The sequence below is a fragment of the Desulfobacterales bacterium genome (assembly GCA_029211065.1).
In the GTDB taxonomy this organism is placed as follows: domain Bacteria; phylum Desulfobacterota; class Desulfobacteria; order Desulfobacterales; family JARGFK01; genus JARGFK01.
Window position 1 is genome coordinate 13,973 of sequence record JARGFK010000001.1, and the last position, 22,466, is coordinate 36,438.

Below are 22,466 nucleotides of genomic sequence, written 5' to 3' on the forward strand. Positions count from 1 at the left end.
TCTAAATAATCATTTCATTTGATGGGAAACATGACCCCGGCTGCCGGCGGCCACAAAATTCATCCGTCTCAAGACAGCGAACTCGCCATGGAAACTGAACACATTGAGAGCGCTGTAATCCTGTTCGATTCTGAACATATTCTGTAAAGAAACCCCCAGCAGTTCGCAAATAATAATCCGGTTAACCCCTCCGTGGGCGACAATGGCGGTCTTCTTTCCTTTCTCTTTCTCAATGATGTCGCGGAAGGCCGGCATAACTCTGTCCCGGACAGCTTCGGTGCTTTCCCCGCCGACGGGGAAAAATGTTAGGGGATTGTTTATCCAGGCCATGAACTCATCCGGGTATTTACGGTTGATTTCATCAAAGGTCATGCCTTCCCATCGGCCGAAGCCGCGTTCTCTTAAACGGGGAATGATGATCGGTTGCAATCCAAAAGAACGGGCGATAATTTCTGCGCTTCTTCTGGAACGTTGCAAGTCTGAACAATAAATGCAACCCAAAGCGTTGCCCGCGCTCCCCGGCAATTGACTCTCATTCGCTTCATGAACAAGATGATCTGCCAGACGTCCTATCTGTTTTTCACCTTCTTCAGAAAGCGGCACATCCAGATGGCCTGAGTATCTTTTTTCTTCCGCGTTGATCGTCAATCCATGACGAATGATATAAACTGTTGTAATCATATTTAAATTTAAGTTGGATAGGGCACTAAAAACATGAATAGGCATAACACCTCATTCATTTCTGTAATTGCACCTAGATTGTCACCGGTGAGCCCGCCGAATTTTTTTGCAAAGAAGCGCGACATCGAAAAAGAAAAGATATAACACGATATGAATATGACGATTATTTTCAGTGGCACCAGCAAGTGAGATGCCATTAATACATTTACAGCGGCAATTCCCGTTGCAAGGCTGGTTGCGACAATCAACTCCCTGTGGCCCGTCTGTTCGATGAATATTTTTCCCAAACCATCATCCCGGGCGCTTTTGGCATGAAAGAGGGCCGGGACCATACTCCAGCGGGCGAGTACCGGGGTTAGGATCAGCACGACGTAAGCGGTTACGCCCGGCATGAAAAAAACATTCTGAAACAGAAGATATTTTATCAGAATAAGGATAACAATGGAAACCACACCGATGGGACCGGTGGTGCTGTCCTTCATGATGGCGATCATTCTTTCTTTGCTTTTCCGTGATGCCAGCGCATCAACCGTATCGGAAAGTCCATCGATATGAAACCCGCCGTTACTGAGAACAAGTGATGCGACGACAAGTGCGGCAACAATGTCGTTCGGAAATATCCGCACAAAGATCGCATAGACCAGGGCAAGCAGAAATCCCTGTATCAGGCCTACAATGGGGAAAAAGGCGCTACTTTTGCCGATTTCGTCCGCGCTTGCATGAGCAGACCCGGACGGAACCGGTAAAATCGTAAGGAATTGAACTGCGCCAAGTAGTTTCTGCAACATCCTTTAACCCTTGTTATTTATTCTGATCGGAAACTCCGGCCTCACCGAAGGTCGCCATTTCCCGATAAATCTTCAGCCCCGCGTCAATAACCGTCATGGCAAGGGCTGCCCCGGTGCCTTCACCCAGTCGAAGATCGAGATTCAGTATCGGCCGTAATTTCATATGGGCAAGCATGGCCTGATGACCCTTCTCTACCGAATGGTGGGCCGCAAACAAATAATCGGCAACATCAGGGTTCAGGGTATACGCGATCAGGGCGCCCGCTGTTGAGATGAATCCATCGATAACCACCGGAATGCCCCTTGCGGCAGCTCCCAGACACAAACCGGCGATACCGCCGATTTCGGCGCCGCCGATTTTTGCCAGCACATCCAGTCCATCCCGGGGATCGGGGCGATTTATCGAAATCGCTTTGGTGATGCCCCGGACTTTATTGTCCAGGGCAATTTCGTCGATACCGGTCCCCTTGCCGGTAACATCCGCTACGGATTCTCCGGTGATGACCGCGGCAATTGCCGATGAAGGGGTCGTGTTGGCAATGCCCATTTCACCGGTTGCAAAGAGCCGATAGCCCCTGTCCGCATATTCCTGCGCCAGCTCCCTGCCGACCTCGATACATCGGACGGCTTCGACAGGCGTCATGGCCGGGCCCTTGATGATATTCTTCGTTCCATGGACGACTTTCCTTTTAACCAGTCCCTCCAGGTCGTCAAACTCAAAATTAACCCCGATGTCGATGACCACCACATCCGCCCCGGCGTGCCGGGCCAGGACGTTGATTCCTGCGCCGCCATGGATGAAATTCAAAACCATCTGGGCTGTCACTTCCTGGGGAAACGCGCTGAAGCCTTCTTCGGCAACGCCGTGGTCGCCCGCAAAGGTGAAGACCACCTTTTGAGGGATCTCAGGCATTTCAGTGTTGTATATCGCAACCAGTCTGCGGGCAAACTCTTCCAGCCGGCCGAGACTGCCGGGCGGTTTTGTAAGGTTGTCAAGCCGTTGCTGCGCAAGCGTATATAGCTCGGTTCTTACGGGTCGGATATTTCCAAGCAATTCCTTCATGTTCATAAACAGTCCCTTTTCAAAACATAATTCTATCTTTTCAACTGAAGCGGCAGCCCGCTAACCATCAGATAAACTTCATCGGCAATTTGAGCGACCTTTTGATTGAGTCGTCCGGCCATATCCCTGAAAATTCTAGCTGATCTGTTGCCCGGCACGATCCCCATGCCTACTTCATTGGAAACGAAAAAGATGGAAGATAAATTCTCAAACCGTTGCGGGGATCGTTGAACATCCTGCAACCTGTTCATCAATGTGTCGATTGTTTCGATCACTTTGGTCTCACAATCTGATGTTTCCGCATGCCCCCCCATCACATTGAATAACCAGAGGGTCAGGCAATCAATAAGGATTACCTGGTAATACGGGCCGTTATTTTCCAGCGTTTCGCCGATTTCAGAGGAGACTTCCGCAGTATCCCACTCCGGACTGCGCTCCTCCCGGTGCGTCTTGACCCGCTCCGCCATTTCCGCATCCAGCGGCTGCGCCGTGGCGATAAAGAGTTTTCTGCCGTCGATCTTTTCGGCCTGGCGAAGGGCAAACGAACTTTTGCCGCTGCGGGCGCCGCCGGTAATAAATATGATCCTGGTCTGTTTGTTGTTTGAATGTAAATTCATAGGTGGCACCTATCCATTGTCGGTAAAAATCAAAATCGCCTGACGGTTTTTCATGGCCGAACGGTTAAACGGGCATCAAATCACAAAAGTAGAAACGATTGTCCCTTAAAACGATCTCCCCTGTGCGGTGTTCTATGCAGTAGCGAAATATGGGACCGTTATAAGCAAACGAGTGAAATTCACCATTTTCCCCACAGGGGTCGACGGTCGCCGGCAAGGCGGACAAAAACTGCTTGTCGAATTTCCGCCCGACAAATGTTTTGTCCAGAAATTGAGAGTCAACACATGTCACAACAGCGTCAAAAGCCAAAGACAGAATTTTACCAACAAGCTTGCGAGCATTTTTTCCCCAAAGCGGAAATATTCCTTTCATACCAATCAGCGCAAGATTTTTTTCCCGATACCTCCTTAAATCTTCAAGGAATATATCACCAAAAGCGATTGCAGAAACACCTTTGTCGCGGTATTTCAGCAAGACCGTGCGCATTTTTGATTCATATTCGTCATTGGAACAGTTTTTTGCGATATACACCTGCTCGAGGGGCAATCCCAGAGAATCAGCCTGTCTTTCAAGCAATATCCGACGCACCCCGTGCATACTGATTCTCTCATATTCTTCCGTGACGGTCGTGATAAGGGAAACTATTTCATAGATTCCAATTCGCATGAGCTCATGGAGAGCGAGCGCACTGTCTTTTCCCGCACTCCATGATACAATTATTTTTTCTTTATTTGGCATATGCGGTTTGTCAAACCCAGACTGAACAATCGTTCCGTCGGTTTTGTAAGGCTTTAATTATATTCGACTGAAACATATTCCCGGCACGATTCAAGGGCCTAAAACGTTTTCAGCTTCACGCCGACATAAACCGAAAGACCGGGTGTGGCATAACTCCAGGCACTTTCATAGAAGGCGTCAAACAGGTTGTCGATTCTTCCGTAAAGCTGGAGCCATTGATATAAATCGTAAGTAACTGCCAGATTAACCAGAGAGTAGGCGTCCAGTTTTTCAACCGGGGTGCCGTTTACATCTTTGGCCGAATCGATTTCGCGTCTTTCATCGACCCAGTAATAATCAAGGTTAAAGACTCCTCTATTAAGAAAACGATATCGCATGTTTGCATAAACCTTGTTATATGGGCGCCGAACCAGCTGATTTCCGTCAGGATCTTCCGTGTCCGTATAGGTGTAATGGATCGTCAGGTCCAGCGTCGAGGCGGGCGCATATTTGATAAAGGCTTCGATACCCTTTGTCTTTGTGTTGCCCGGGAGCTGGTTGTATGTTGACGTCGCAAAGTCATAATCAATGCGATCGTCGAAAACCGTGTCAAAATACGTTAGCCCCACTTTGATTTTATTATCGGACAACGGTTGTTCAACCCCGACATCCCAGCCTTTGCTTTTTTCCTCTTGTAAATTTTCATTGCCGTAAACCGAATACAACTCGAACAGGGAGGGGGCGCGAAATCCGGTTCCATAACTGGCCTTGAGGGTAGTATTGGATGTCGCAAGGGTATAAGCCGGGGCGACGCGATAGGTGGTGGCCCCGCCGAATCTGTCGTGGATATCATAACGCAGTCCGGCGACAAGATCCAGGCTTTCACCCCAAAACAGTTGGTCCTGGACCCAGAAGCTGGATATATCGGCATCTTTATCAATACTGGAAGACTTGCTCTCCAGCGCTTCTTTCCAGTAACTTGCCCCCATGTGCAGTAAGTTTACGTCCTGAAAATTCATAGTACCCTGAAAGCCGAATTCATTTGTTTTACCATCGTAGTCATAAGCCAGGGTTCCATCTGCGTCAAATCCATCACGGGTGTGCAAAGAACCATTGTAATAAAATGTTGATTCTAAAAAGCGGTCAAAGAAAAAATTGTGGGCGTCAACCCGGTAATAGGCCTGTTCATTGTCCCATCGCTGTCGTTTGTTGCCGCTTGGATTCGGTGTGGCAGTCCAGAACGGGTCGTAATCCACTTGGTCAACCAGATAACCGGCATCATATGTCGGCCAGTTGCCGGAATACCAGTCATCCACCCGGACTTCCGAATTCATGTATCGAACGCTGGCATTGATATCAAAATCAGGGGTAATATCGTAGCCGAGTTTTCCGGAAAGGGTCGTATTTTTCCAGCCGTCCTTCTCGGATGTATTACCGTTATGCAGGATACGGTCGTTGTCTGCGTTGGCAATGGAGAATCCATCGGTTTCGGTTCGCGAAAGCGAAAATGAATAATTAAACACATCCAGCCCTCCGTCAGACCCGGCGTAAACCTTCCAGGTATTATAGGAACCTCCCTCAATACCCCCGTAAACCGAAGGTTTACTTTTGCCCTTCTTGGTGATGATATTAACAACGCCGGCAGTGGCATTGCTGCCGTATAAAACGCTCATGGCGCCTCGGACCACTTCAATCCGTTCAATATTATCAATATTCAGATTTCCGATATCGGCGCTGCGATTGGGGGAAGAGGGGTCGTTGAACACAACACCGTCGATCAGCACCAGGGTGTTTTTGGAATCGGCGCCTCTGATGAAAACAGCGGTTTGGGTGCCGGGCCCTCCCTGCGACTCTATATCAAGGCCGGGTATTTCTTTCAGCAACTCTGCAACAGATCTTGATTTTTTAGACTCGATATCCTTGGCGGTAATGACTGTAATCGAATTGCCGCCGATTTTGTCCATCGTTGTTGCACTGCGTGTCGCCGTGACGACTACTTCGGGTAGTGTAACTGGCTGAGCATCAGATGCAGCCAGGCAGATTCTCGACAGGATCAGAGGGATACAGATTAAAAACAGTTTGAGGTACTTCATCACATTTTCTCCTTTCCAAAATTAAATTTTGTTTTGGTCCGGAGCAAAAAAAATCCCCGGACCGAAATTGATTCGATCCGGGGATATCCCTTTTTCATCCTCTGATCCAATGGCATCCTCTGTCCGCGGAGGCGCAACCGTAGCTTCAGGCAGGTCTTCTGACTCTCGGATCATCCTACCGGCCGCACCTTCCCGACCGAATTAAGAAGCGGTCAGTGGTAATTCGAGAACATTTCGAAAAACGGATATTTCCTAAACATTCTCAGCGGCGGTCGTCCCCGATCACAGCGGCGGGCCCGTCCCCGTTTTTATGGGAGTTCCCTTTTAAACTCGAAAGAGTACCTGAATGCAAAATCCTATGGCGCAAAGAAAACGGAAAGTCAATAAAAAAATCAGGGGTCAGGGGTTCAAGGGTAGTAGCTGTCCATCGTCCGTCGAAGTTCGGCGACGGACAACTGACCACGGACAACTGACCTTCAGCCACCCGGTTATTGACCTGGTCCTTTCGATTTCTGCCCCCCGATCCCCGGTCCCTGATACTTTTTGGGCACCAAGGTTACCCGGGGGAACCGGCCGATGGGGCTTTCGTCCACCAGCAGGGTGCAGCCATAAACCGCTTCCAGGGTTTTATAGTTGAGCACATCCTGGGGCGGTCCCAGGGTTACGATACGGCCGCGATTAAGCAGCAGTAGTCGCCGGGCATACATGGCGGCCAGGTTCACGTCATGGGACACCATGACAATGGTGATGTTCTTTTCCGCCCGCAGCTTTTCCATCAGATCCATGATCTTGATCTGGTGAGCCAGGTCCAGGGCGGCCGTCGGTTCATCTAAAAGGATGATTTGCGGTTCCTGACAGATGGCGCGGGCAATGTACACCCGTTGGCGTTCACCGCCGCTTAACTCATTCAGTTTGCGGTGCGCGAGATGCGTGGTTTCGGTAAAGGCAATGGCTCTTTGTGCAATTTCAAAATCTTTTTCCTGCTCCCATCCGAGCAGCCCCAGGTGGGGGGAGCGGCCCATCAATACAATTTCCGTGACGGTAAAGGGAAAATCCAAATCTGCCAGTTGCGGAACAAAGGCCACCTTTCTGGCAAGTTTTTTGCGCGGGTATAGCTCAAGGGGGCGGCTAAATAATGTCAGCCGGCCCTGGAGCGGTTTAATGATATTTGCGATGATTTTCATCAAGGTGGTTTTGCCGGAGCCGTTGGGTCCGATCACAATGAAAAAGTCGCCGGTTTCAATGGAAAAAGATATATCCTGTAGCACGGGAAAGTCGCCGTATGAATGGTCGATCTTATGTATATCGATTGCAATCGTCATCGCTTGGATGTTTTCATCAAAAATATGAATAAGGGCGCCCCGATCATGGCGGTGATGACACCGGCCGGCATCTCACCCTGTTCGGGCAAAATCCTTGCCAGCAGGTCGCAAAGGACCATGTAGGTGCTGCCGCCCAGAATGCAGGCCGGAACCAGCACGCGGTGGTCCGGGCCCAGCAGCAGGCGCAGCAGATGGGGCATGACCAGGCCCACAAAACCCAGCAGTCCGCTGTGGCTGACGGTTGCGCTGACCATAAACGACGTGGCGACCAGCAGGGTTACCGTTACCGCCTTTACATGGACGCCCATGGACTGGGCCGGTTCTTTGCCCGCCAGGAGCAGATTCATGGGATGGGCAAACCAGAAGATCAGAATCATTCCCGGCAACAGCGTTGCCGCAAGGATTGCAACCTGCCGGGCGTCGACCATGGAAAAATCCCCCATCAGCCAGAAAATGATATTGTGCAGGCGGCTATCCTGGGTCAACGATACCAGGAACATGATGACCGCCGCGCAAAAGGCATTGACCATCACACCGGACAGCAGCAGCGATTCTCTTTTAAGAATCGTCTGGCCGGACACCATCATTAAAATCAGCAGGAGGGTGGCCATGCTGCCGATAAAAGCGAAAAGGCTGACGCCGGGAAAGGGGGATACCCCCAGCAGGATGCCGATAATGGCCCCAATGGCCGAACCTCCTGAAATGCCCAGGATGTATGGTTCGGCCAGGGGATTGCGCAGCAGCGCCTGAAATACCAGGCCGCCCACCGATAGCGTGGCGCCCACAAGGGCTGCCAGCAGAACCCGGGGCAGACGAATCCGCCAGATGATGGCAGCGAGAGTGGGGTCAATATCGTTTTTACCCCAAATGGTTTGAACGACGGCTGTCAGGCTGCTCCCGGTTGATCCCGCCGACAGACCCAGCAGCATGGCCGCAAGCAGCAGCAGGAGCATCACAATTGAGACGGTCATCAGGCGTTTAAGGACAAGGGGTGGTTTCACGGCGATTGATTCTCCCTTATAAGATCAGGGTGGATCAGTCCTGCCAGCAGCTCAAGGGCATCCACCAGGCGGGGTGACGGACGGTCGAAAAGATTAGAGTCCGTGATGAAGATTTTCCGGTTTTGGACCGCGGGCATGTTGGGCCAGCGCGACCACTCTTCTTTGACACGTTCAAAAATATCGGTTCTGGCCATGGAGGTGATGATAATGACGTCCGGCGAAAGCCCCAGGACCTGTTCCCGGCTGAATCGGGGATATGGGGTATCGCCTGCCGCCAGATTTCTCCCCCCTGCTTTTTCGATCAGTTCGTGGATAAAGGTGGGCGTCCCCACGGAAACAATCGGTGAAATCCCAATCTGGAAAAAAACGCCGGGCCGGCCGGCGGCTTTGGAAACGTTTGTCTGAACACGCGCGACCCTGGCTTGCATGGTTTGTACCAGGTCCCGGGCGGTATTTTCGGCCTGCATCAGCCGGCCGATTGCCAGGATGGTTTCCATGACCGAATTTAAATTGCGGGGGTCTAAGGCGTAAACGGCTATCCCCATTGATTCGAGTCGTTCCACTACTGACCTTGGATTTCCATCCTTGATCGCAATGCAAAGGTCCGGCTTCAAGGCCACAATGCGCTCCAGGTCCAATTGCACATAGGAACCCACCTTGGGTAATTTCCGGGCCTCAACCGGGTAATCGCTGAATTGGGTGACGCCTTTCAAGCGATGTTCCTGTTTCAATGCAAAGATTATTTCAGTGATATTGGGCGCCAATGCGATGACGCGCCGGGGGTCGGCAGGCACCTTGACCGACCGGCCCAGCAGGTCCGTTACGACCGTATAGGTTGCGGCAAAGGCTGTGGGGGGAAACAGTCCACCCGCCACCAAAGAAAAAATGACCAAACAGCAGGCTGAACTGATGGCGGATTTGATTGCGCCAATCTTTACCTGCAACTTCTCTAAAACCGGCTGCAATAAAAAACCCGGACTGAAATCGATCAATCCGGGATATTCTTTATTCATTGTCTTCCCCTCAGTCCACAGAGAAAATTTTTGTTTATGCAGGTCTTTGACGAGAAGCTATCTCAAAAATTGGATTTTGGTTCAAGATCTCCCGCCAAAACCCGGCGGGACAAGAACGCGGGGCCGAGTTTTAACCCGCAGGCATACTCAAGTATGTCGAGGACTTGAAACGAGAACCCAACGCAGATATTGGATCAAAAGGCTTTGTTGAGATAGCTTCTAATGAAAAAAGGGCATTCCTGTCAAGCGATTTATTTTTCGTAGCAGTGAACGCCACCCCGTGACATACAATTCCGATGGAACCCTGAAATAACGGAATGAAGTTAAATCCTTGACAAAGGCACCTGTTTTTGTGTAATCGAACAGCCAAAGATAGATGCATTGTATACCTCGAGGATTAATCTGGATTAATCCGTCTGGGGCGAAGACAAATTAGCCCTGACACCGAATGGGGCAAAAAGAGCGTTTTGCAAAGGTGTCGGATCGTTTCTCACACGCTGTTTTAAGGATTTTGGTTTGAATAGATTACGTTTTTTCCCCCTGGCCGTCCTTTTGATATTCATTTTGAGCGCTTGCATTCAAGCTGTTCCCAAACCGGTGTCGACACAGGATAAACAGGGATCCCCGCCCCCGCAAAAAACTACAGCTGCTACTGATAACAACGTTGTCGCCGATAATGTCGATAATCAGGTGGTCGCCGAAGATGCCGATAATAAGGTTGTCATCGAGGACATGAGTCCGGCAAAGCCCAAAATGAGCAACCCGCCGTCCGGGAGCGCCCCTTCGGCCCCGCAAGTGGCATTGGTTGTTCCGGGGGCTGCTGAGAAGCCGAAAGCAGCGCCGGGGACGTCCGCCAAAAAGATGGAACCAACGCCGCCAAAACCGGTTGTAAACTCAAATCCGGATAAGGCTGCTGCCCAACCGGTTGGGGAAGGCTCGGCTGCCGGCGCCAAAGAATCAAATGATCCGGCCACGGAAATCCCGCTTACTCCCAAAAAAATACAGTCTTTGCTGGATGAAGCCCTTGATTTTTGTCAGGCGGCTCAGGATTTCTGGCAAAAAGGCGAATTGGAAAACGCATTGGAGGCCCTTGATCAGGCCTATTCACTTATTCTTAAAATCGACAGTCCGGATATCAAACCCGAATTGATCCAGCAAAAAGAAGACCTCCGACTGATCATATCCAAGCGAATCCTTGAAATATATGCCTCCCGAAATATCGTCGCCAACGGAAAGCACAATGCCATCCCGCTGGTGGTCAATAAGTATATTCAGGCTGAAATCGATCTGTTTACCACTGGAAGGGAAAAAAAATTTTTTATTGATTCCTACAGGCGCTCCGGCCGGTATCATGATTACATCGTTTCGGAACTCCGTAAAGCCGGTCTTCCGGAGGAATTGTCCTGGCTGCCGTTGATTGAAAGCGGATTCAAGGTCAATGCCCTTTCCCGGGCAAGAGCATTGGGGCTTTGGCAATTTATTCCTTCAACCGGCTTTAAATTCGGACTGAAGCGGGATGTTTTTATCGATGAACGCATGGACCCTGAAAAAGCGACCCAGGCGGCGATCGCGTATTTAAAGGAGTTGCATCAGATCTTCGGCGACTGGACGACCGCACTGGCTGCCTACAACTGCGGGGAAGGCAGGGTGCTGCGGGTCATCAAAAGTCAAAATGTGAACTACCTCGATGACTTCTGGGATTTGTTCGAACGCCTGCCGTTTGAGACGGCCCGTTACGTTCCCAGGTTTTTGGCCACGCTGCATGTTCTCAACAACAAGGAACGATACGGGCTCGACAGCGTAACGGTCGATCCGCCCTTTGAATTTGAAATATCAACCGTTACAAAACAGATGCATCTGCGGGATATCGCCAGTATATTAGGTATCGACCTGGCCGATTTGACGGAACTGAATCCCGAACTGCGCTATAAGATATTGCCGCGCGAACTCTACCAGCTTCGCGTGCCCCCTGGAAAGGCGGAAGAACTGCTGGCGAAACTGGACGATATCCCCGTATCCTCCAGACCGCAGCCGGATTATGTCAACCACAGGGTAAGATCGGGCGAATCGCTTTCCGGCATCGCCAATCGATACCGGACCAGCGTTAGCAGCATTGCCCGGGCGAACAACATTCACAGGCACAATTTCATCGTTGCCGGCCAGGTGCTGAAAATACCCCAGGGCGGGTCCTATCAGCCGCCGGCTCAGACCATCGTGCCGGAAAAACCGCCCGCAACCCACACGGTCCGAAGCGGTGATTCGCTCTGGATTATCGCCAAGCGCTATGGTACCACCACCAAAGAGATCCAGGAGTTAAACAAGCTGAATTCCACCATGCTCAGTATCGGCCAGGTTCTCCATTTATCGGGGAAAACAGAGGAAGCGCCGCCAAGAGAAGAACTAAAAACCTATCAGGTCAAACACGGCGACAGCCCCTTTAAAATCTCGCAGCAATTCAAAATGCCCCTGGAACAATTCCTTCGGATTAACCAGTTAACCCCCAGGAGTAAAATCTACCCGGGCCAAAAACTCTATATCGAATAAGTTTCGCCCCCGTAGCTCAGTGGATAGAGCAATGGATTCCTAATCCATGCGCCGCAGGTCCGATTCCTGCCGGGGGCACCAATAATATCAGTAAGTTATGAATTATGATGCCCTTGCGTGAGGATCAGTCGACTTATGAAAGGGAAGATCCATGATGACCTTAAATCTTTTTGCGCTGAAGTTTGAGTCCGTTCCTGCATCCACTTCCTGGTATCTTTCAGATCTTGGGGAAGCGCGTGGCAAGCAGGAATTGTTTGCCCGAATGTCAGCGTAGACATGATCCGGCGAGTGTTTAAAAATTTACGCACGAAGAATCAAGTGGAGTGTTTAGGACGAGGTCAGAATGATCGATGGAGCAAGACCAAAAAATGGCAATTGGGTAATGTCTAGTGAATTGGGCAATGAAATGGGTAGTTTTGGCGTGAGGATAAGGGGTAGAAGTGTCAGGCTGCATTTTTGACATCTCAGATCGCAAAATTTTTCTACGGCAATAAACTTCACCGGCGGTGTTGCTAAAATCAGAAAAAAATCATATGGAAAAGAAAATTTTTAAAAACCAAATCAATTTTTCCAGCGAGTAGGAATCGTCATAATGAAAGGAATCGTTCTGGCCGGCGGGTCCGGCACGCGGCTCTATCCGATTACCCGGGTCGTCAGCAAACAGCTTTTGCCGGTCTACGACAAACCGATGATTTATTTTCCGCTTTCGGTCTTGATGCTGGCGGAGATCAGGGAAATACTGATCATTTCGACTCCGCAGGATCTTCCGTTGTTTGAAAAGCTTCTGGGGGACGGGTCCCAGTGGGGTATCTCCTTTAGTTATGCCGAACAGCCGCATCCCGGGGGACTGGCCCAAGCGTTTATTATCGGGAAGCACTTTGTCGGGCGCGACCCTGTTTGCATGGTCCTGGGGGATAATATATTTTACGGCCAGAGTCTGACGGCGCAGCTCACCAAGGCCAAGTCCAGAAAAACGGGCGCCACTGTTTTCGGGTACTGGGTCAAATATCCCGAACGCTACGGGGTGCTTGAATTCGATGGCAGCGACAATGTTATCGGTATCGAAGAAAAACCCAAAAGCCCCAAGTCCAACTATGCGGTGACCGGCCTCTATTTTTATGATAACCGGGTCCTGGATATTGCCGCTGCATTAGAGCCTTCGCCCCGGGGCGAGCTGGAAATAACGGACGTCAACCGGGCCTATTTGGATAGGGAATCTCTGTTTGTGGAAAAGCTGGGTCGCGGCATCGCCTGGTTGGATACCGGGACCCATGAGACCCTGATGCAGGCCGCTAATTTCATCGCAACGATTGAAAACCGCCAGGGGCTGAAAGTGGCCTGTCTGGAGGAGATTGCCTATCGCATGGGATATATTGATGCCGCCCAGGTTGAAAGGCTGGCCCGACCGCTGTTGCAGAACAGCAACGGGCAGTATTTAATGGACATGTTGAAATACGATAAGAAACAGTTATGAATATCATCCCCACCGACCTTGAAGGGGTTCTGATTATTGAACCCGATGTATTTGCGGATCCGCGCGGCTTTTTTGTGGAAACATATCAGCGCCGGAGATATGGGCAACTGGGAATTGAGCAGCAATTCGTGCAGGACAATCTGTCGTTTTCAGTCAAAGGCACCCTCCGGGGACTGCATTACCAAATAAAGCGCCCCCAGGCAAAGCTGGTGCAGGTGATTACCGGTGAAATATTTGATGTGGCCGTGGACATACGGCCCGGATCATCCGGCTTCGGCCGATGGACCGGTGTCACCCTGTCTGAAAAAAACAAACGCCAGATGTTGATCCCGGAGGGGTTTGCCCACGGGTTTTGTGTCTGCAGTGAAACCGCCCACGTACTGTATAAATGTTCGGATTATTATAAACCTGAAGATGAAGGCGGCATCAATTGGAAAGATCCCGACATCCGGATTGACTGGCCGGAAAAAGACCCCATCCTGTCACATAAGGACCGGCAGTTTTCCTTCCTGCAAAACCTGTTACCCGAGCAGCTTCCTGTTACGGAGGTTTGACATTGAAGATTCTGGTGACCGGGGCGGACGGGCAGCTCGGCCAGGAACTGCTGCTGCAAGGCCGGAAAAGCGAATTCGAGCCCGTCGCCACTGATTTGTCGGAGCTGGATATCACAGCCGCGGCGGATGTCGACAAGGCCATTGCCCGATTCAGACCATTCCTGGTGATAAACGCGGCAGCCTATACCCAGGTGGACAGAGCTGAGTCAGAGCCGTTGCCGGCCGGCCGCGTCAATGCTGAAGGCCCCGCCGTCCTCGCCGGGGCCTGCCGGTCGGCCGGCATCGCGATCATCCACATTTCAACGGATTATGTTTTCGACGGTGAGAAAAACACCCCGTATACGGAATCTGACCCGGTCGCGCCGACGGGCGTCTATGCCCGCAGCAAAGCAGACGGCGAGAACCGGATCCGATCGCTCTTGCCCGAGCATATCATCCTGCGGACATCCTGGCTCTACGGCGTTTTCGGTCATAATTTTGTGAAAACCATGCTGCGAATCGGCCGGGAAAGGAAGGTTATAAACGTCGTCAACGACCAGTTCGGCTCTCCCACCAGCGCCACCGATCTGGCCCGGACGGTCTTGAAAATAGCGTCGGATATTCATAGGAAATCCGCTGTACCGTGGGGAACCTATCATTACTGCGGCAAGGGTGTTGCTTCCTGGCACGAATTTGCTGAAAAAATTTTCAGCCTGACAGCACCCTATCAACTTTTTAAACGGCCCGTTGTCCAGGCGATTTCAACCGATCAGTATCCCACCCCGGCCAAAAGACCGCGATATTCAGCATTGGACTGCAGCAGAATCCATCAGAATTTCGGCATATCCACCCAGCCATGGCCCGAGAGTTTGGCAGCTGTAATTAAAAGGATCATGAATGCTGACAAAAACGGATAGGATCGAATTGCTGGCGCCGGCAGGCAATTTTGAAAAACTTGAAGTTGCCATTCATTTCGGGGCGGACGCAGTCTACCTGGGGGGAAAGGATTATAGCCTCCGGAATTTTTCAGGAAACTTTACCCTTGATGAGCTCAGGTCGGCCGCAGCCCTTGCCCATGCAGGCGGTGTACGGGTCTACCTGGCCTGCAATATTTATTCACGCAATGCCGAGCAGCCGGCGATACGGCGCTATCTTGAAATGCTGAGCGATATGGAGATTGACGGCCTGATCGTTTCTGATCCCGGCATCATTGCAGCGGCGCGTCAAATTGTCCCGCACATTCCGCTGCATTTAAGCACCCAGGCCAATACGACCAATTATAACAGTGCGCTGTTCTGGAAAAATCAGGGCATTAAAAGAATTGTCATGGCCCGGGAGCTGTCGCTGGCTGAAGCCGGTGAGATGGTCGCACAGTCCGGTCTGGAGGTGGAGGCGTTTGTGCATGGGGCCATGTGCATCTCGTATTCCGGCAGGTGTCTGCTGAGTAATTTTATGGCGAACCGCGACAGCAATCAAGGCATGTGCTGCCACCCCTGCCGGTGGAAGTACGCGGTCATGGAAGAAACGCGTCCCGGACAGTACATGCCCATCAGCGAAGACGAGCGCGGGACTTATATTTTCAATTCAAGCGACCTGTCTATGATTGCGCATATCCCTGAACTGATCCAGACGGGACTGACGGCGCTGAAAATTGAGGGACGCATGAAAGGCATCCATTACGTCGCCGCTACGGTAAAAGTGTACCGCGAAGCCATTGATGCATATTATAAAAATCCGCTACAGTATGAGTTCAGAGAGGAATGGCTTAGGGAACTCAACAGCATCAGCCACCGCGGCTACAGTACCGGATTTTATTTCGGCGAACCGGACGGGGCGTCGCGCTGTAATGGGGGCGCTGAAAACGAAAGTAAACCGCTTTTCATCGCTAAAGTGCTGGACCCAATCAACCCGCAACAGGTGAAGGTGGACGCCCGCAACAAGTTTTTTAAAGGGGATCGGGTTGAAATCCTCAAACCAGGCAGCCCGGTCCATACCGACATCATCGCAGCGATTTTCGATGAAAACGGGCACTCGATACCGTGCGCTCAGCCCGGTTCAAAGGTTTCGGTTTCACTCGGGACGGACTGCGCGCGCAATGATCTCATCAGAAAGGCAGGCGGGCACCCATGAAAAAAGGTTATGTTCAGGTCTATACCGGGGATGGAAAGGGCAAGACCACGGCCGCCCTGGGGCTTGCCCTGCGGGCGGCCGGAGCCGGATTAAAGGTTTATATCTGCCAGTTTATGAAAATCGGTGATTATAGTGAAATCAAATCGTTGAAACGATTTTCAGACATGATCAGCATTGAACAGTTTGGAATCGGCAAGTTCGTCAAGGGCCTCCCTGCACCAGAAGACATGGCGGCGGCTCGCAGGGGTCTCGAAAAAGCAAGGGGAGCGATGGAATCCGGCCAATACGGGTTGATCATACTGGAAGAAGCCAATGTTGCGGTGCATTTCGGATTGTTTCCGGTTGAGGAACTGTTAAACCTTATCGCTGATAAACCCGAAGGGGTTGAAATAATCATCACCGGTCGGGGCGCCCGCCCTGAGATTATAGATCGGGCGGACCTGGTTACCGAAATGAAGAGTGTTAAACATTATTTTGATAAAGGGGTAGCCGCCCGTACCGGTATCGAAAAGTAAGCGCAAGGGGGCTTTATCGCGCGAAACGGTGAGGTGGCAGGTCTAATAAACGGTACCTTTCACTGCCAATGAATTTAAAATGGGATTATCGTCAAAAATCAAATATCTAATCAAATAATCAAAAATCAAAGATAATAGTCAAAAATAGAATATTTAAGACAATATTTATTAAATTTGAATAATAAACGGCTTTTATAAACAATTTTATGGGTTGATATTTAATAGATACATCGCTATAGAAGAACGTTCTGTTTAGGATATTGGATCGAATTAATCAGTTAAGCATTTAGAAAAATTAAAAAAGTTTGTGTATGCCAGCGTAGCTCAGCTGGTAGAGCTACTGATTTGTAATCAGTGGGTCGGGGGTTCGAGTCCCTCCGCTGGCTCCACTAATTGTTTGGGTTGATGGGTGGCGGATATTCGATGCACCCTCCATGTTACGTTTAACGGGTGGGGTTCCCGAGTGGCCAAAGGGAACAGACTGTAAATCTGTCGGCGAAGCCTTCGGAGGTTCAAATCCTCCCCCCACCACCATCCCTAATGTGAGTTGTATGTAGGAGATTTCGATACTGAAATCGGAATCGGGATACTACATGGCTTCCTGCATGATTCTAACTGCGGTTAGCGCAATTTTGCGGAAACTTGATATTATCTCCTGAATTCTTCATAGGGGTGTGCCACAGCATATTTGCCCTGATAACATGAGCGGGAGTAGCTCAGTTGGTAGAGCTTCAGCCTTCCAAGCTGAATGTCGCGAGTTCGAGCCTCGTCTCCCGCTCCAGCCAGATGGTTGCTACGGTTCCTGATGGTAACAGCGGGGGCTTTATCGGTTTTACGGATTGCCCGTCAGCGCCCACGTAGCTCAGTAGGTAGAGCGCTTCCTTGGTAAGGAAGAGGTTCACCGGTTCGATTCCGGTCGTGGGCTCCACAGCGCAGTTGAAGCGCTGGAGTCGAAAACTGCGTGCCGGGCGGGGTATTGACGGTAAGAAGATCTGAATTTGAAAAAAATGAATAATATTAAGGGGAGGACGAGAGATGGCGAAGCAGAAATTTGAGCGGACCAAGCCGCATGTGAATGTGGGGACGATCGGCCATATCGATCATGGCAAGACGACATTGACGGCGGCGATAACGAAGCATATGGGATTGAAGGGTCTGGCGGAGTACGTGCCGTTTGACCAGATCGACAAGGCGCCTGAGGAGAAGGAGCGCGGCATTACGATCGCGACGGCGCATGTGGAGTATCAGACAGCCAATCGTCATTATGCGCATGTGGATTGTCCGGGTCATGCGGATTATATCAAGAACATGATCACGGGAGCGGCTCAGATGGACGGCGCCATATTGGTTGTGGGAGCGGATGACGGACCGATGCCCCAGACGCGGGAGCACATACTGCTGGCGCGTCAGGTGGGGGTGCCGCGGATCGTGGTATTTTTGAACAAGTGCGACATGGTGGATGATGAGGAGTTGATTGAGCTGGTGGAGCTGGAGCTGCGGGAGCTTTTGGACAAGTATGAGTTTCCGGGGGATGACACGCCGATTATCCGGGGCAGTGCCTTAAAGGCGCTGGAGAGTGATGATCCGGACAGTGCCGAGGCCAAGTGCGTATTTGAGCTGATGGAAGCGATCGACACGTTTATTCCGGAGCCCAAGCGGGACATCGACAAGCCGTTTTTGATGCCCATCGAGGATGTGTTCAGCATCTCGGGGCGCGGCACGGTGGTAACGGGTCGAGTGGACCGGGGGATCATCCATGTGAGCGATGCGATCGAGATTGTGGGCATCCGGCCGACGGTAAAGACGGTGTGTACGGGCGTAGAAATGTTTCGCAAGCTGTTGGACGAGGGTCGTGCGGGGGACAATGTGGGGTTATTGCTGCGGGGGACCAAGCGCGAGGATGTAGAGCGCGGCCAGGTGGTGGCGATTCCGGGATCGATTAAGCCGCACACGAAGTTCAAGGCAGAGGTATACATATTGAGCAAGGAAGAGGGGGGACGGCATACGCCGTTTTTCAATGGGTACCGGCCGCAGTTTTATTTTCGGACGACGGACGTGACGGGGATATTGCAGCTGCCCGAGGGCGTCGAGATGGTGATGCCGGGAGACAATGTAACGATATCGGCCGATTTGATCACGCCGATCGCGATGGAGAAAGAGTTGCGGTTTGCGATTCGTGAAGGCGGCCGTACGGTGGGCGCCGGCGTGGTAAGCGAAATAATCGAATAACGGCACAGAGGAGTTTGCTGGTGAGAATAATAATTACGCTTGCATGTGCTGAATGCAAAAGAAGAAATTATAATACGACAAAAAACAAACGGACAACTCCGGACAAGCTGGAATTTAAGAAGTATTGTAGATTTTGTCGAACGCATACGATGCATAGAGAGACCAAATAGCCTGTTCTATTGTAGATTCGTGTTGTCAACGGCGGAACTGGATTCTTTGATAAGGGAACCTGCAGGCCAGTAGCTCTAACGGTAGAGCATCGGACTCCAAATCCGGGTGTTGGGGGTTCAAATCCCTCCTGGCCTGCCAGCATATATTGAGGCGAAAGCTCAGAGTTTGATGGTCCGAGAACGGCAGGTGTTAAGACTTTGAGCTTTCACCTTTTAGGGAGCAAAATGGGACGGATACAGCGAAAAAAAGCTTCACCAAAAAAGAAAAAAGGCATCGATGAAGGGGCTGCGCCCCAGGCAAATACTGAAGCCGCGGTCGAGGGGGCTGTTCCGGCGGTTATATCCGACAAGGATACAGCAAAAAGGCAGGCGGCGCCCCAGAAAAGGTCCTTGCCCGCCGTTAAATCGACCCAGGGCGGCGCTGTCAGGAATTTTATCGAAAAGGCCTTGCAGTTTTTGCGGGAAGTCAAGGTGGAACTAAAAAAAGTAACTTGGCCTACGCGTAAACAGGCGCTGGGTTCGACGCTGGTGGTCATTATATTGGTAATAATCATTTCACTCTTTTTGGGGGTCGTCGATATCAGCTTGTCGAGTCTGATTCGTTTGGTTTTTAAATAAATGAGGAGAAAAGTATAGTGGCACGCAAATGGTATATCGTCCATGTTTATTCGGGGTTTGAAAATAAGGTTAAAACAGCCCTTGAGGAACGGGTTGCTCTATCCTCTCATCCGGATAAATTCGGTGAAGTGATTGTGCCGACCGAACATGTTGTAGAACTCATAAAGGGAAAACGAAAGACGTCGGCGCGTAAATTTTATCCCGGTTATATCCTGGTGAACATGGAACTGGACGATGAAACCTGGCACATCGTTAATGATACCGCCAAAGTCACCGGTTTTTTGGGGGGCAGAGACAAGCCAACGCCCATTACCGATGATGAAGCCGAGCAGATATTGAACCGGATGGAGGCCGGCAAATTAAAGCCGAAGCCGAAATATTTTTTTGAATACGGCGATGAAATTCGGGTGATTGACGGACCGTTCACCAATTTTAACGGCACGGTGGAAGAGGTTAACCCTGAGAAGGGCAAGATAAGGGTCCTGGTGAGCATTTTCGGACGTTCTACACCAGTTGAATTGGATTTCGTTCAGGTCAGCAAGCTATAACAATTTAGGAGTGTGAAGAAAAATGGCGAAGAAAGTAATGACACAGATAAAACTGCAGGTAACGGCCGGAAAAGCCAACCCGTCACCGCCGATCGGTCCGGCCCTGGGGCAGCACGGTGTTAACATAATGGATTTCTGCAAAGCTTTTAATGCCAGGACCGCAAATGATGAAGGCATGATTATTCCCGTCGTGATCACCGTTTATCAGGACCGATCATTTACCTTTATCACCAAGACGCCACCGGCCTCAGTCCTGTTGAAGAAAGCGGCTAAGATTGCAAAAGGCTCAGACAATCCCAAACGAAATAAGGTCGCTAAAGTGTCACGGGCTCAGGTTGAAGAGATAGCAAAACTGAAGATGGTCGATTTAAATGCGAACGACCTGGAAGCTGCCTGTAAAATTGTTTCAGGGACAGCTAGAAGTATGGGGATCGAGATCGCCTAAAGAATAAAAGGAGTGATGTAGAAAAATGCCGAAGCACGGTAAAAAATTTATAGAGGCAAGAAAAAAGGTTCATTCCGGCAAAAAGCATGATTTTGTTGAGGCCGTTCAGCTGGCAATCGATTCAGCCTATGTAAAATTTGATGAGTCCGTTGACCTGGCGGTACGCTTGGGGGTGGATCCCCGGCATGCCGAGCAGATGGTGCGCGGTACGGTTGTATTGCCCAACGGTCTCGGCAAAGAAGTAAAGGTGCTGGTGTTTGCCAAGGGTGAAAAGGAAAAAGAAGCCCAGGATGCCGGAGCGGATTTCGTAGGCAACGACGATCTGGTTGAACAGATCAAGAACGGATGGTTCGGCTTCGATAAAGCCGTCGCGACACCCGATATGATGGGGACGGTGGGTAAGATCGGTAAACTTCTCGGCCCCCGGGGATTGATGCCGAATGCCAAAATTGGAACCGTCACGTTTGATGTTACCAGAGCGGTCAACGAACTTAAAGCCGGAAAGATCGATTTCAGGGTTGAAAAGGCCGGGATCGTGCATGCGCCCATGGGCAAGGTTTCTTTCGGAGCGGAAAAAATTGTTCAGAATATTTCCGCTTTCATCGAGACCATCATCCGTTTGAAGCCTGCGGCCAGCAAGGGGACTTATCTAAAGACGATTGCCATATCCACCACAATGGGACCGGGCATCACCATCGACACGTCCTTTGCCAAGGAAATCGTTAAATAAAAGATTGTTTCCCATCGGGTTTAAATAAACTGTCAAAGACCGTAGGTTCACTCTATCTGTGTATAATCGGGTTGACCGGCCTACAGAGACAGGCGTTAGCAATGAAATAGTGCCTCCGGTTTTTTACAGAAAAGGAGGGAGGTGTTAATAATTGAAATTAGACGATAAGAAAAAAGTTGTTCAAGATCTGCGCGAAAAATTTTTAAAAACAAAGGTTTTGATCGTTACCGATTATAAGGGATTGCGGGTTGAATCCCTGAATGACCTGCGCAGAAAACTGCGGGATGCCGGGATCGATTATCAGGTTGTGAAGAATACGCTGCTGCGAAGGGCTTCCCAGGAAACGGATGTCGCCCTGATCCAGGACAGTTTTAAGGGCCCCAGCGCCATTGCCTTAAGTTATGATGATCCGGTGGCGCCGGCCAAGGTTTTGACACAGTTCGCCAAAGAGAACGAAAAGCTCGAACTCAGAATCGGCGTCATGGGCGGCAAGATCATCGACTTGAACGGGATAAAAGCGCTGGCAAATCTGCCTTCACGCGAAGTTCTGCTCAGTCAGCTGCTTTCGGTCATGAACGCAGTGCCGACGTCGTTTGTAAGGGTGTTGAGCGCGGTTCCGTCCGGCATGTTGAATGTGTTGCTGGCCCTCAAGGCAAAAAAGGAAGAAGCGGCGGGCTGAAAATCGATGGACAGTGTCGGCTGCAGTTAAAAATGGCGGCAGACAGAATGGAACGTCACTAACAGATAAAACGTAAAAAGCTGAATACATTAGCGGGCTGATGACAACACCATCCCGTAAGTGAAACTGGAGGAAAGTCAAATGGCAAACATTACCAAAGAAGATGTGATTGAATTTATAGCAAATATGTCCGTACTGGAGTTATCCGAACTGATCAAGGAAATGGAAGAGAAGTTCGGCGTTTCCGCAGCAGCGCCGGTTGCCGTCGCAGCGGCTGCTTCGGGAGACGCGGCTGCGCCGGTAGAAGAAAAGACGGAATTCGACGTTATCCTGACAACCGTGGGCGACAAAAAGATTCAGGTTATTAAAGAAGTGCGGGCCATTACCGGTCTCGGGCTGAAAGAAGCCAAGACCCTGGTGGATGAGGCCCCCAAACCCGTCAAAGAAGCTGTTTCCAAAGAGGAAGCCGAAAAAATCAAGGCTCAGTTGGAAGGCGCCGGCGCCCAGGTGGAATTAAAGTAGTCCGTAACTGGTGAATGAAAAGGGGTGTGGGTG

General features: G+C 50.6%; 23 protein-coding genes, 6 tRNA genes and 1 riboswitch. Of the genes, 20 read left to right on the forward strand and 9 right to left on the reverse strand.

Annotated elements, in window-relative coordinates; translation table 11 throughout:
• Window positions 1–9: 9 nt before the first annotated feature.
• From P1P89_00055 to P1P89_00095, 9 genes are all read right to left on the reverse strand, one after another.
• Window positions 10–726, reverse strand: coding sequence for a histidine phosphatase family protein (locus P1P89_00055; GenBank protein ID MDF1589879.1), 717 nt, complete (start codon window positions 724–726; stop codon window positions 10–12).
• A complete protein-coding gene (gene cobS / locus P1P89_00060) occupies window positions 690–1,469 on the reverse strand; it encodes an adenosylcobinamide-GDP ribazoletransferase (protein MDF1589880.1) in 780 nt (259 codons plus the stop codon). Before cobS ends, P1P89_00055 begins: the two co-directional genes overlap by 37 nt.
• Window positions 1,470–1,482: 13 nt before the next feature.
• The gene (cobT, locus tag P1P89_00065; GenBank protein ID MDF1589881.1) at window positions 1,483–2,538 is read right to left on the reverse strand and encodes a nicotinate-nucleotide--dimethylbenzimidazole phosphoribosyltransferase; all 1,056 of its coding nucleotides are present in this window, start codon (window positions 2,536–2,538) and stop codon (window positions 1,483–1,485) included.
• A 26-nt stretch (window positions 2,539–2,564) separates the two neighbouring features.
• Window positions 2,565–3,149, reverse strand: a complete 585-nt coding sequence (cobU, locus tag P1P89_00070) for a bifunctional adenosylcobinamide kinase/adenosylcobinamide-phosphate guanylyltransferase (GenBank protein ID MDF1589882.1) — start codon at window positions 3,147–3,149, stop codon at window positions 2,565–2,567.
• A 64-nt stretch (window positions 3,150–3,213) separates the two neighbouring features.
• Complete coding sequence (locus P1P89_00075) at window positions 3,214–3,888, reverse strand: diphthine--ammonia ligase (GenBank protein MDF1589883.1); 675 nt, start codon at window positions 3,886–3,888, stop codon at window positions 3,214–3,216.
• 98 nt (window positions 3,889–3,986) lie between these two features.
• On the reverse strand, window positions 3,987–5,960 hold the full coding sequence (locus P1P89_00080; protein ID MDF1589884.1) for a TonB-dependent receptor: 1,974 nt from the start codon (window positions 5,958–5,960) through the stop codon (window positions 3,987–3,989).
• 130 nt (window positions 5,961–6,090) lie between these two features.
• Window positions 6,091–6,321: riboswitch (cobalamin riboswitch) on the reverse strand.
• 127 nt (window positions 6,322–6,448) lie between these two features.
• Window positions 6,449–7,282 (reverse strand): ABC transporter ATP-binding protein, encoded by an 834-nt coding sequence (locus P1P89_00085; protein MDF1589885.1) that lies wholly within the window; start codon window positions 7,280–7,282, stop codon window positions 6,449–6,451.
• On the reverse strand, window positions 7,279–8,283 hold the full coding sequence (locus P1P89_00090) for an iron ABC transporter permease (protein MDF1589886.1): 1,005 nt from the start codon (window positions 8,281–8,283) through the stop codon (window positions 7,279–7,281). Before P1P89_00090 ends, P1P89_00085 begins: the two co-directional genes overlap by 4 nt.
• Complete coding sequence (locus P1P89_00095; protein MDF1589887.1) at window positions 8,280–9,296, reverse strand: cobalamin-binding protein; 1,017 nt, start codon at window positions 9,294–9,296, stop codon at window positions 8,280–8,282. Before P1P89_00095 ends, P1P89_00090 begins: the two co-directional genes overlap by 4 nt.
• A 516-nt stretch (window positions 9,297–9,812) precedes the next feature.
• Between P1P89_00095 and P1P89_00100 the strand changes: the two genes are divergently transcribed.
• The 20 genes from P1P89_00100 to rplL all read left to right on the forward strand — a co-directional run bounded on the left by P1P89_00100 (window position 9,813) and on the right by rplL (window position 22,433).
• The gene (locus tag P1P89_00100) at window positions 9,813–11,840 is read left to right on the forward strand and encodes a LysM peptidoglycan-binding domain-containing protein (GenBank protein MDF1589888.1); all 2,028 of its coding nucleotides are present in this window, start codon (window positions 9,813–9,815) and stop codon (window positions 11,838–11,840) included.
• Window positions 11,841–11,845: 5 nt separating this feature from the next.
• Window positions 11,846–11,921: transfer RNA gene (locus P1P89_00105), tRNA-Arg, on the forward strand.
• A 511-nt stretch (window positions 11,922–12,432) separates the two neighbouring features.
• Window positions 12,433–13,314, forward strand: coding sequence for a glucose-1-phosphate thymidylyltransferase RfbA (gene rfbA / locus P1P89_00110; protein MDF1589889.1), 882 nt, complete (start codon window positions 12,433–12,435; stop codon window positions 13,312–13,314).
• Window positions 13,311–13,868 carry a dTDP-4-dehydrorhamnose 3,5-epimerase gene (rfbC, locus tag P1P89_00115; GenBank protein MDF1589890.1) on the forward strand — a complete coding sequence of 186 codons (558 nt, stop codon included), beginning with the start codon at window positions 13,311–13,313 and terminating at the stop codon, window positions 13,866–13,868. The genes rfbA and rfbC overlap by 4 nt, the downstream gene beginning before the upstream one ends.
• Before the next feature lie 2 nt (window positions 13,869–13,870).
• The gene (gene rfbD / locus P1P89_00120; GenBank protein ID MDF1589891.1) at window positions 13,871–14,764 is read left to right on the forward strand and encodes a dTDP-4-dehydrorhamnose reductase; all 894 of its coding nucleotides are present in this window, start codon (window positions 13,871–13,873) and stop codon (window positions 14,762–14,764) included.
• Complete coding sequence (locus P1P89_00125) at window positions 14,745–15,977, forward strand: U32 family peptidase (protein ID MDF1589892.1); 1,233 nt, start codon at window positions 14,745–14,747, stop codon at window positions 15,975–15,977. Before rfbD ends, P1P89_00125 begins: the two co-directional genes overlap by 20 nt.
• Window positions 15,974–16,492, forward strand: a complete 519-nt coding sequence (gene cobO / locus P1P89_00130) for a cob(I)yrinic acid a,c-diamide adenosyltransferase (GenBank protein MDF1589893.1) — start codon at window positions 15,974–15,976, stop codon at window positions 16,490–16,492. The genes P1P89_00125 and cobO overlap by 4 nt, the downstream gene beginning before the upstream one ends.
• A gap of 313 nt (window positions 16,493–16,805) precedes the next feature.
• Window positions 16,806–16,881, forward strand: a tRNA-Thr gene (locus P1P89_00135).
• A 60-nt stretch (window positions 16,882–16,941) separates the two neighbouring features.
• A tRNA-Tyr gene (locus P1P89_00140) sits at window positions 16,942–17,026 on the forward strand.
• Window positions 17,027–17,197: 171 nt separating this feature from the next.
• Window positions 17,198–17,273, forward strand: a tRNA-Gly gene (locus tag P1P89_00145).
• Between the two features lie 70 nt (window positions 17,274–17,343).
• Window positions 17,344–17,420: transfer RNA gene (locus P1P89_00150), tRNA-Thr, on the forward strand.
• A 107-nt stretch (window positions 17,421–17,527) separates the two neighbouring features.
• A complete protein-coding gene (gene tuf / locus P1P89_00155) occupies window positions 17,528–18,721 on the forward strand; it encodes an elongation factor Tu (protein MDF1589894.1) in 1,194 nt (397 codons plus the stop codon).
• 20 nt (window positions 18,722–18,741) lie between these two features.
• Window positions 18,742–18,891 (forward strand): 50S ribosomal protein L33, encoded by a 150-nt coding sequence (gene rpmG, locus P1P89_00160; protein MDF1589895.1) that lies wholly within the window; start codon window positions 18,742–18,744, stop codon window positions 18,889–18,891.
• A 63-nt stretch (window positions 18,892–18,954) separates the two neighbouring features.
• A tRNA-Trp gene (locus P1P89_00165) sits at window positions 18,955–19,030 on the forward strand.
• A gap of 86 nt (window positions 19,031–19,116) precedes the next feature.
• On the forward strand, window positions 19,117–19,509 hold the full coding sequence (secE, locus tag P1P89_00170) for a preprotein translocase subunit SecE (protein MDF1589896.1): 393 nt from the start codon (window positions 19,117–19,119) through the stop codon (window positions 19,507–19,509).
• 17 nt (window positions 19,510–19,526) lie between these two features.
• Window positions 19,527–20,057, forward strand: coding sequence for a transcription termination/antitermination protein NusG (nusG, locus tag P1P89_00175; protein ID MDF1589897.1), 531 nt, complete (start codon window positions 19,527–19,529; stop codon window positions 20,055–20,057).
• A 22-nt stretch (window positions 20,058–20,079) separates the two neighbouring features.
• Window positions 20,080–20,502 carry a 50S ribosomal protein L11 gene (gene rplK, locus P1P89_00180; GenBank protein MDF1589898.1) on the forward strand — a complete coding sequence of 141 codons (423 nt, stop codon included), beginning with the start codon at window positions 20,080–20,082 and terminating at the stop codon, window positions 20,500–20,502.
• A gap of 25 nt (window positions 20,503–20,527) precedes the next feature.
• Window positions 20,528–21,232, forward strand: coding sequence for a 50S ribosomal protein L1 (gene rplA, locus P1P89_00185; GenBank protein ID MDF1589899.1), 705 nt, complete (start codon window positions 20,528–20,530; stop codon window positions 21,230–21,232).
• Between the two features lie 151 nt (window positions 21,233–21,383).
• Window positions 21,384–21,911, forward strand: a complete 528-nt coding sequence (gene rplJ, locus P1P89_00190) for a 50S ribosomal protein L10 (protein ID MDF1589900.1) — start codon at window positions 21,384–21,386, stop codon at window positions 21,909–21,911.
• 141 nt (window positions 21,912–22,052) lie between these two features.
• On the forward strand, window positions 22,053–22,433 hold the full coding sequence (gene rplL / locus P1P89_00195) for a 50S ribosomal protein L7/L12 (GenBank protein ID MDF1589901.1): 381 nt from the start codon (window positions 22,053–22,055) through the stop codon (window positions 22,431–22,433).
• Window positions 22,434–22,466: the final 33 nt, after the last annotated feature.

Coding starts and splice junctions, on each gene's coding strand:
- P1P89_00055 (MDF1589879.1), bottom strand. CDS start 726: ATGCCTATTCATGTTTTTAGTGCCCTATCCAACTTAAATTTAAATATG.
- cobS (MDF1589880.1), bottom strand. CDS start 1,469: ATGTTGCAGAAACTACTTGGCGCAGTTCAATTCCTTACGATTTTACCG.
- cobT (MDF1589881.1), bottom strand. CDS start 2,538: ATGAACATGAAGGAATTGCTTGGAAATATCCGACCCGTAAGAACCGAG.
- cobU (MDF1589882.1), bottom strand. CDS start 3,149: ATGAATTTACATTCAAACAACAAACAGACCAGGATCATATTTATTACC.
- P1P89_00075 (MDF1589883.1), bottom strand. CDS start 3,888: ATGCCAAATAAAGAAAAAATAATTGTATCATGGAGTGCGGGAAAAGAC.
- P1P89_00080 (MDF1589884.1), bottom strand. CDS start 5,960: ATGAAGTACCTCAAACTGTTTTTAATCTGTATCCCTCTGATCCTGTCG.
- P1P89_00085 (MDF1589885.1), bottom strand. CDS start 7,282: ATGACGATTGCAATCGATATACATAAGATCGACCATTCATACGGCGAC.
- P1P89_00095 (MDF1589887.1), bottom strand. CDS start 9,296: ATGAATAAAGAATATCCCGGATTGATCGATTTCAGTCCGGGTTTTTTA.
- rfbA (MDF1589889.1), top strand. CDS start 12,433: ATGAAAGGAATCGTTCTGGCCGGCGGGTCCGGCACGCGGCTCTATCCG.
- rfbC (MDF1589890.1), top strand. CDS start 13,311: ATGAATATCATCCCCACCGACCTTGAAGGGGTTCTGATTATTGAACCC.
- P1P89_00125 (MDF1589892.1), top strand. CDS start 14,745: ATGCTGACAAAAACGGATAGGATCGAATTGCTGGCGCCGGCAGGCAAT.
- cobO (MDF1589893.1), top strand. CDS start 15,974: ATGAAAAAAGGTTATGTTCAGGTCTATACCGGGGATGGAAAGGGCAAG.
- tuf (MDF1589894.1), top strand. CDS start 17,528: ATGGCGAAGCAGAAATTTGAGCGGACCAAGCCGCATGTGAATGTGGGG.
- secE (MDF1589896.1), top strand. CDS start 19,117: ATGGGACGGATACAGCGAAAAAAAGCTTCACCAAAAAAGAAAAAAGGC.
- rplK (MDF1589898.1), top strand. CDS start 20,080: ATGGCGAAGAAAGTAATGACACAGATAAAACTGCAGGTAACGGCCGGA.
- rplA (MDF1589899.1), top strand. CDS start 20,528: ATGCCGAAGCACGGTAAAAAATTTATAGAGGCAAGAAAAAAGGTTCAT.
- rplL (MDF1589901.1), top strand. CDS start 22,053: ATGGCAAACATTACCAAAGAAGATGTGATTGAATTTATAGCAAATATG.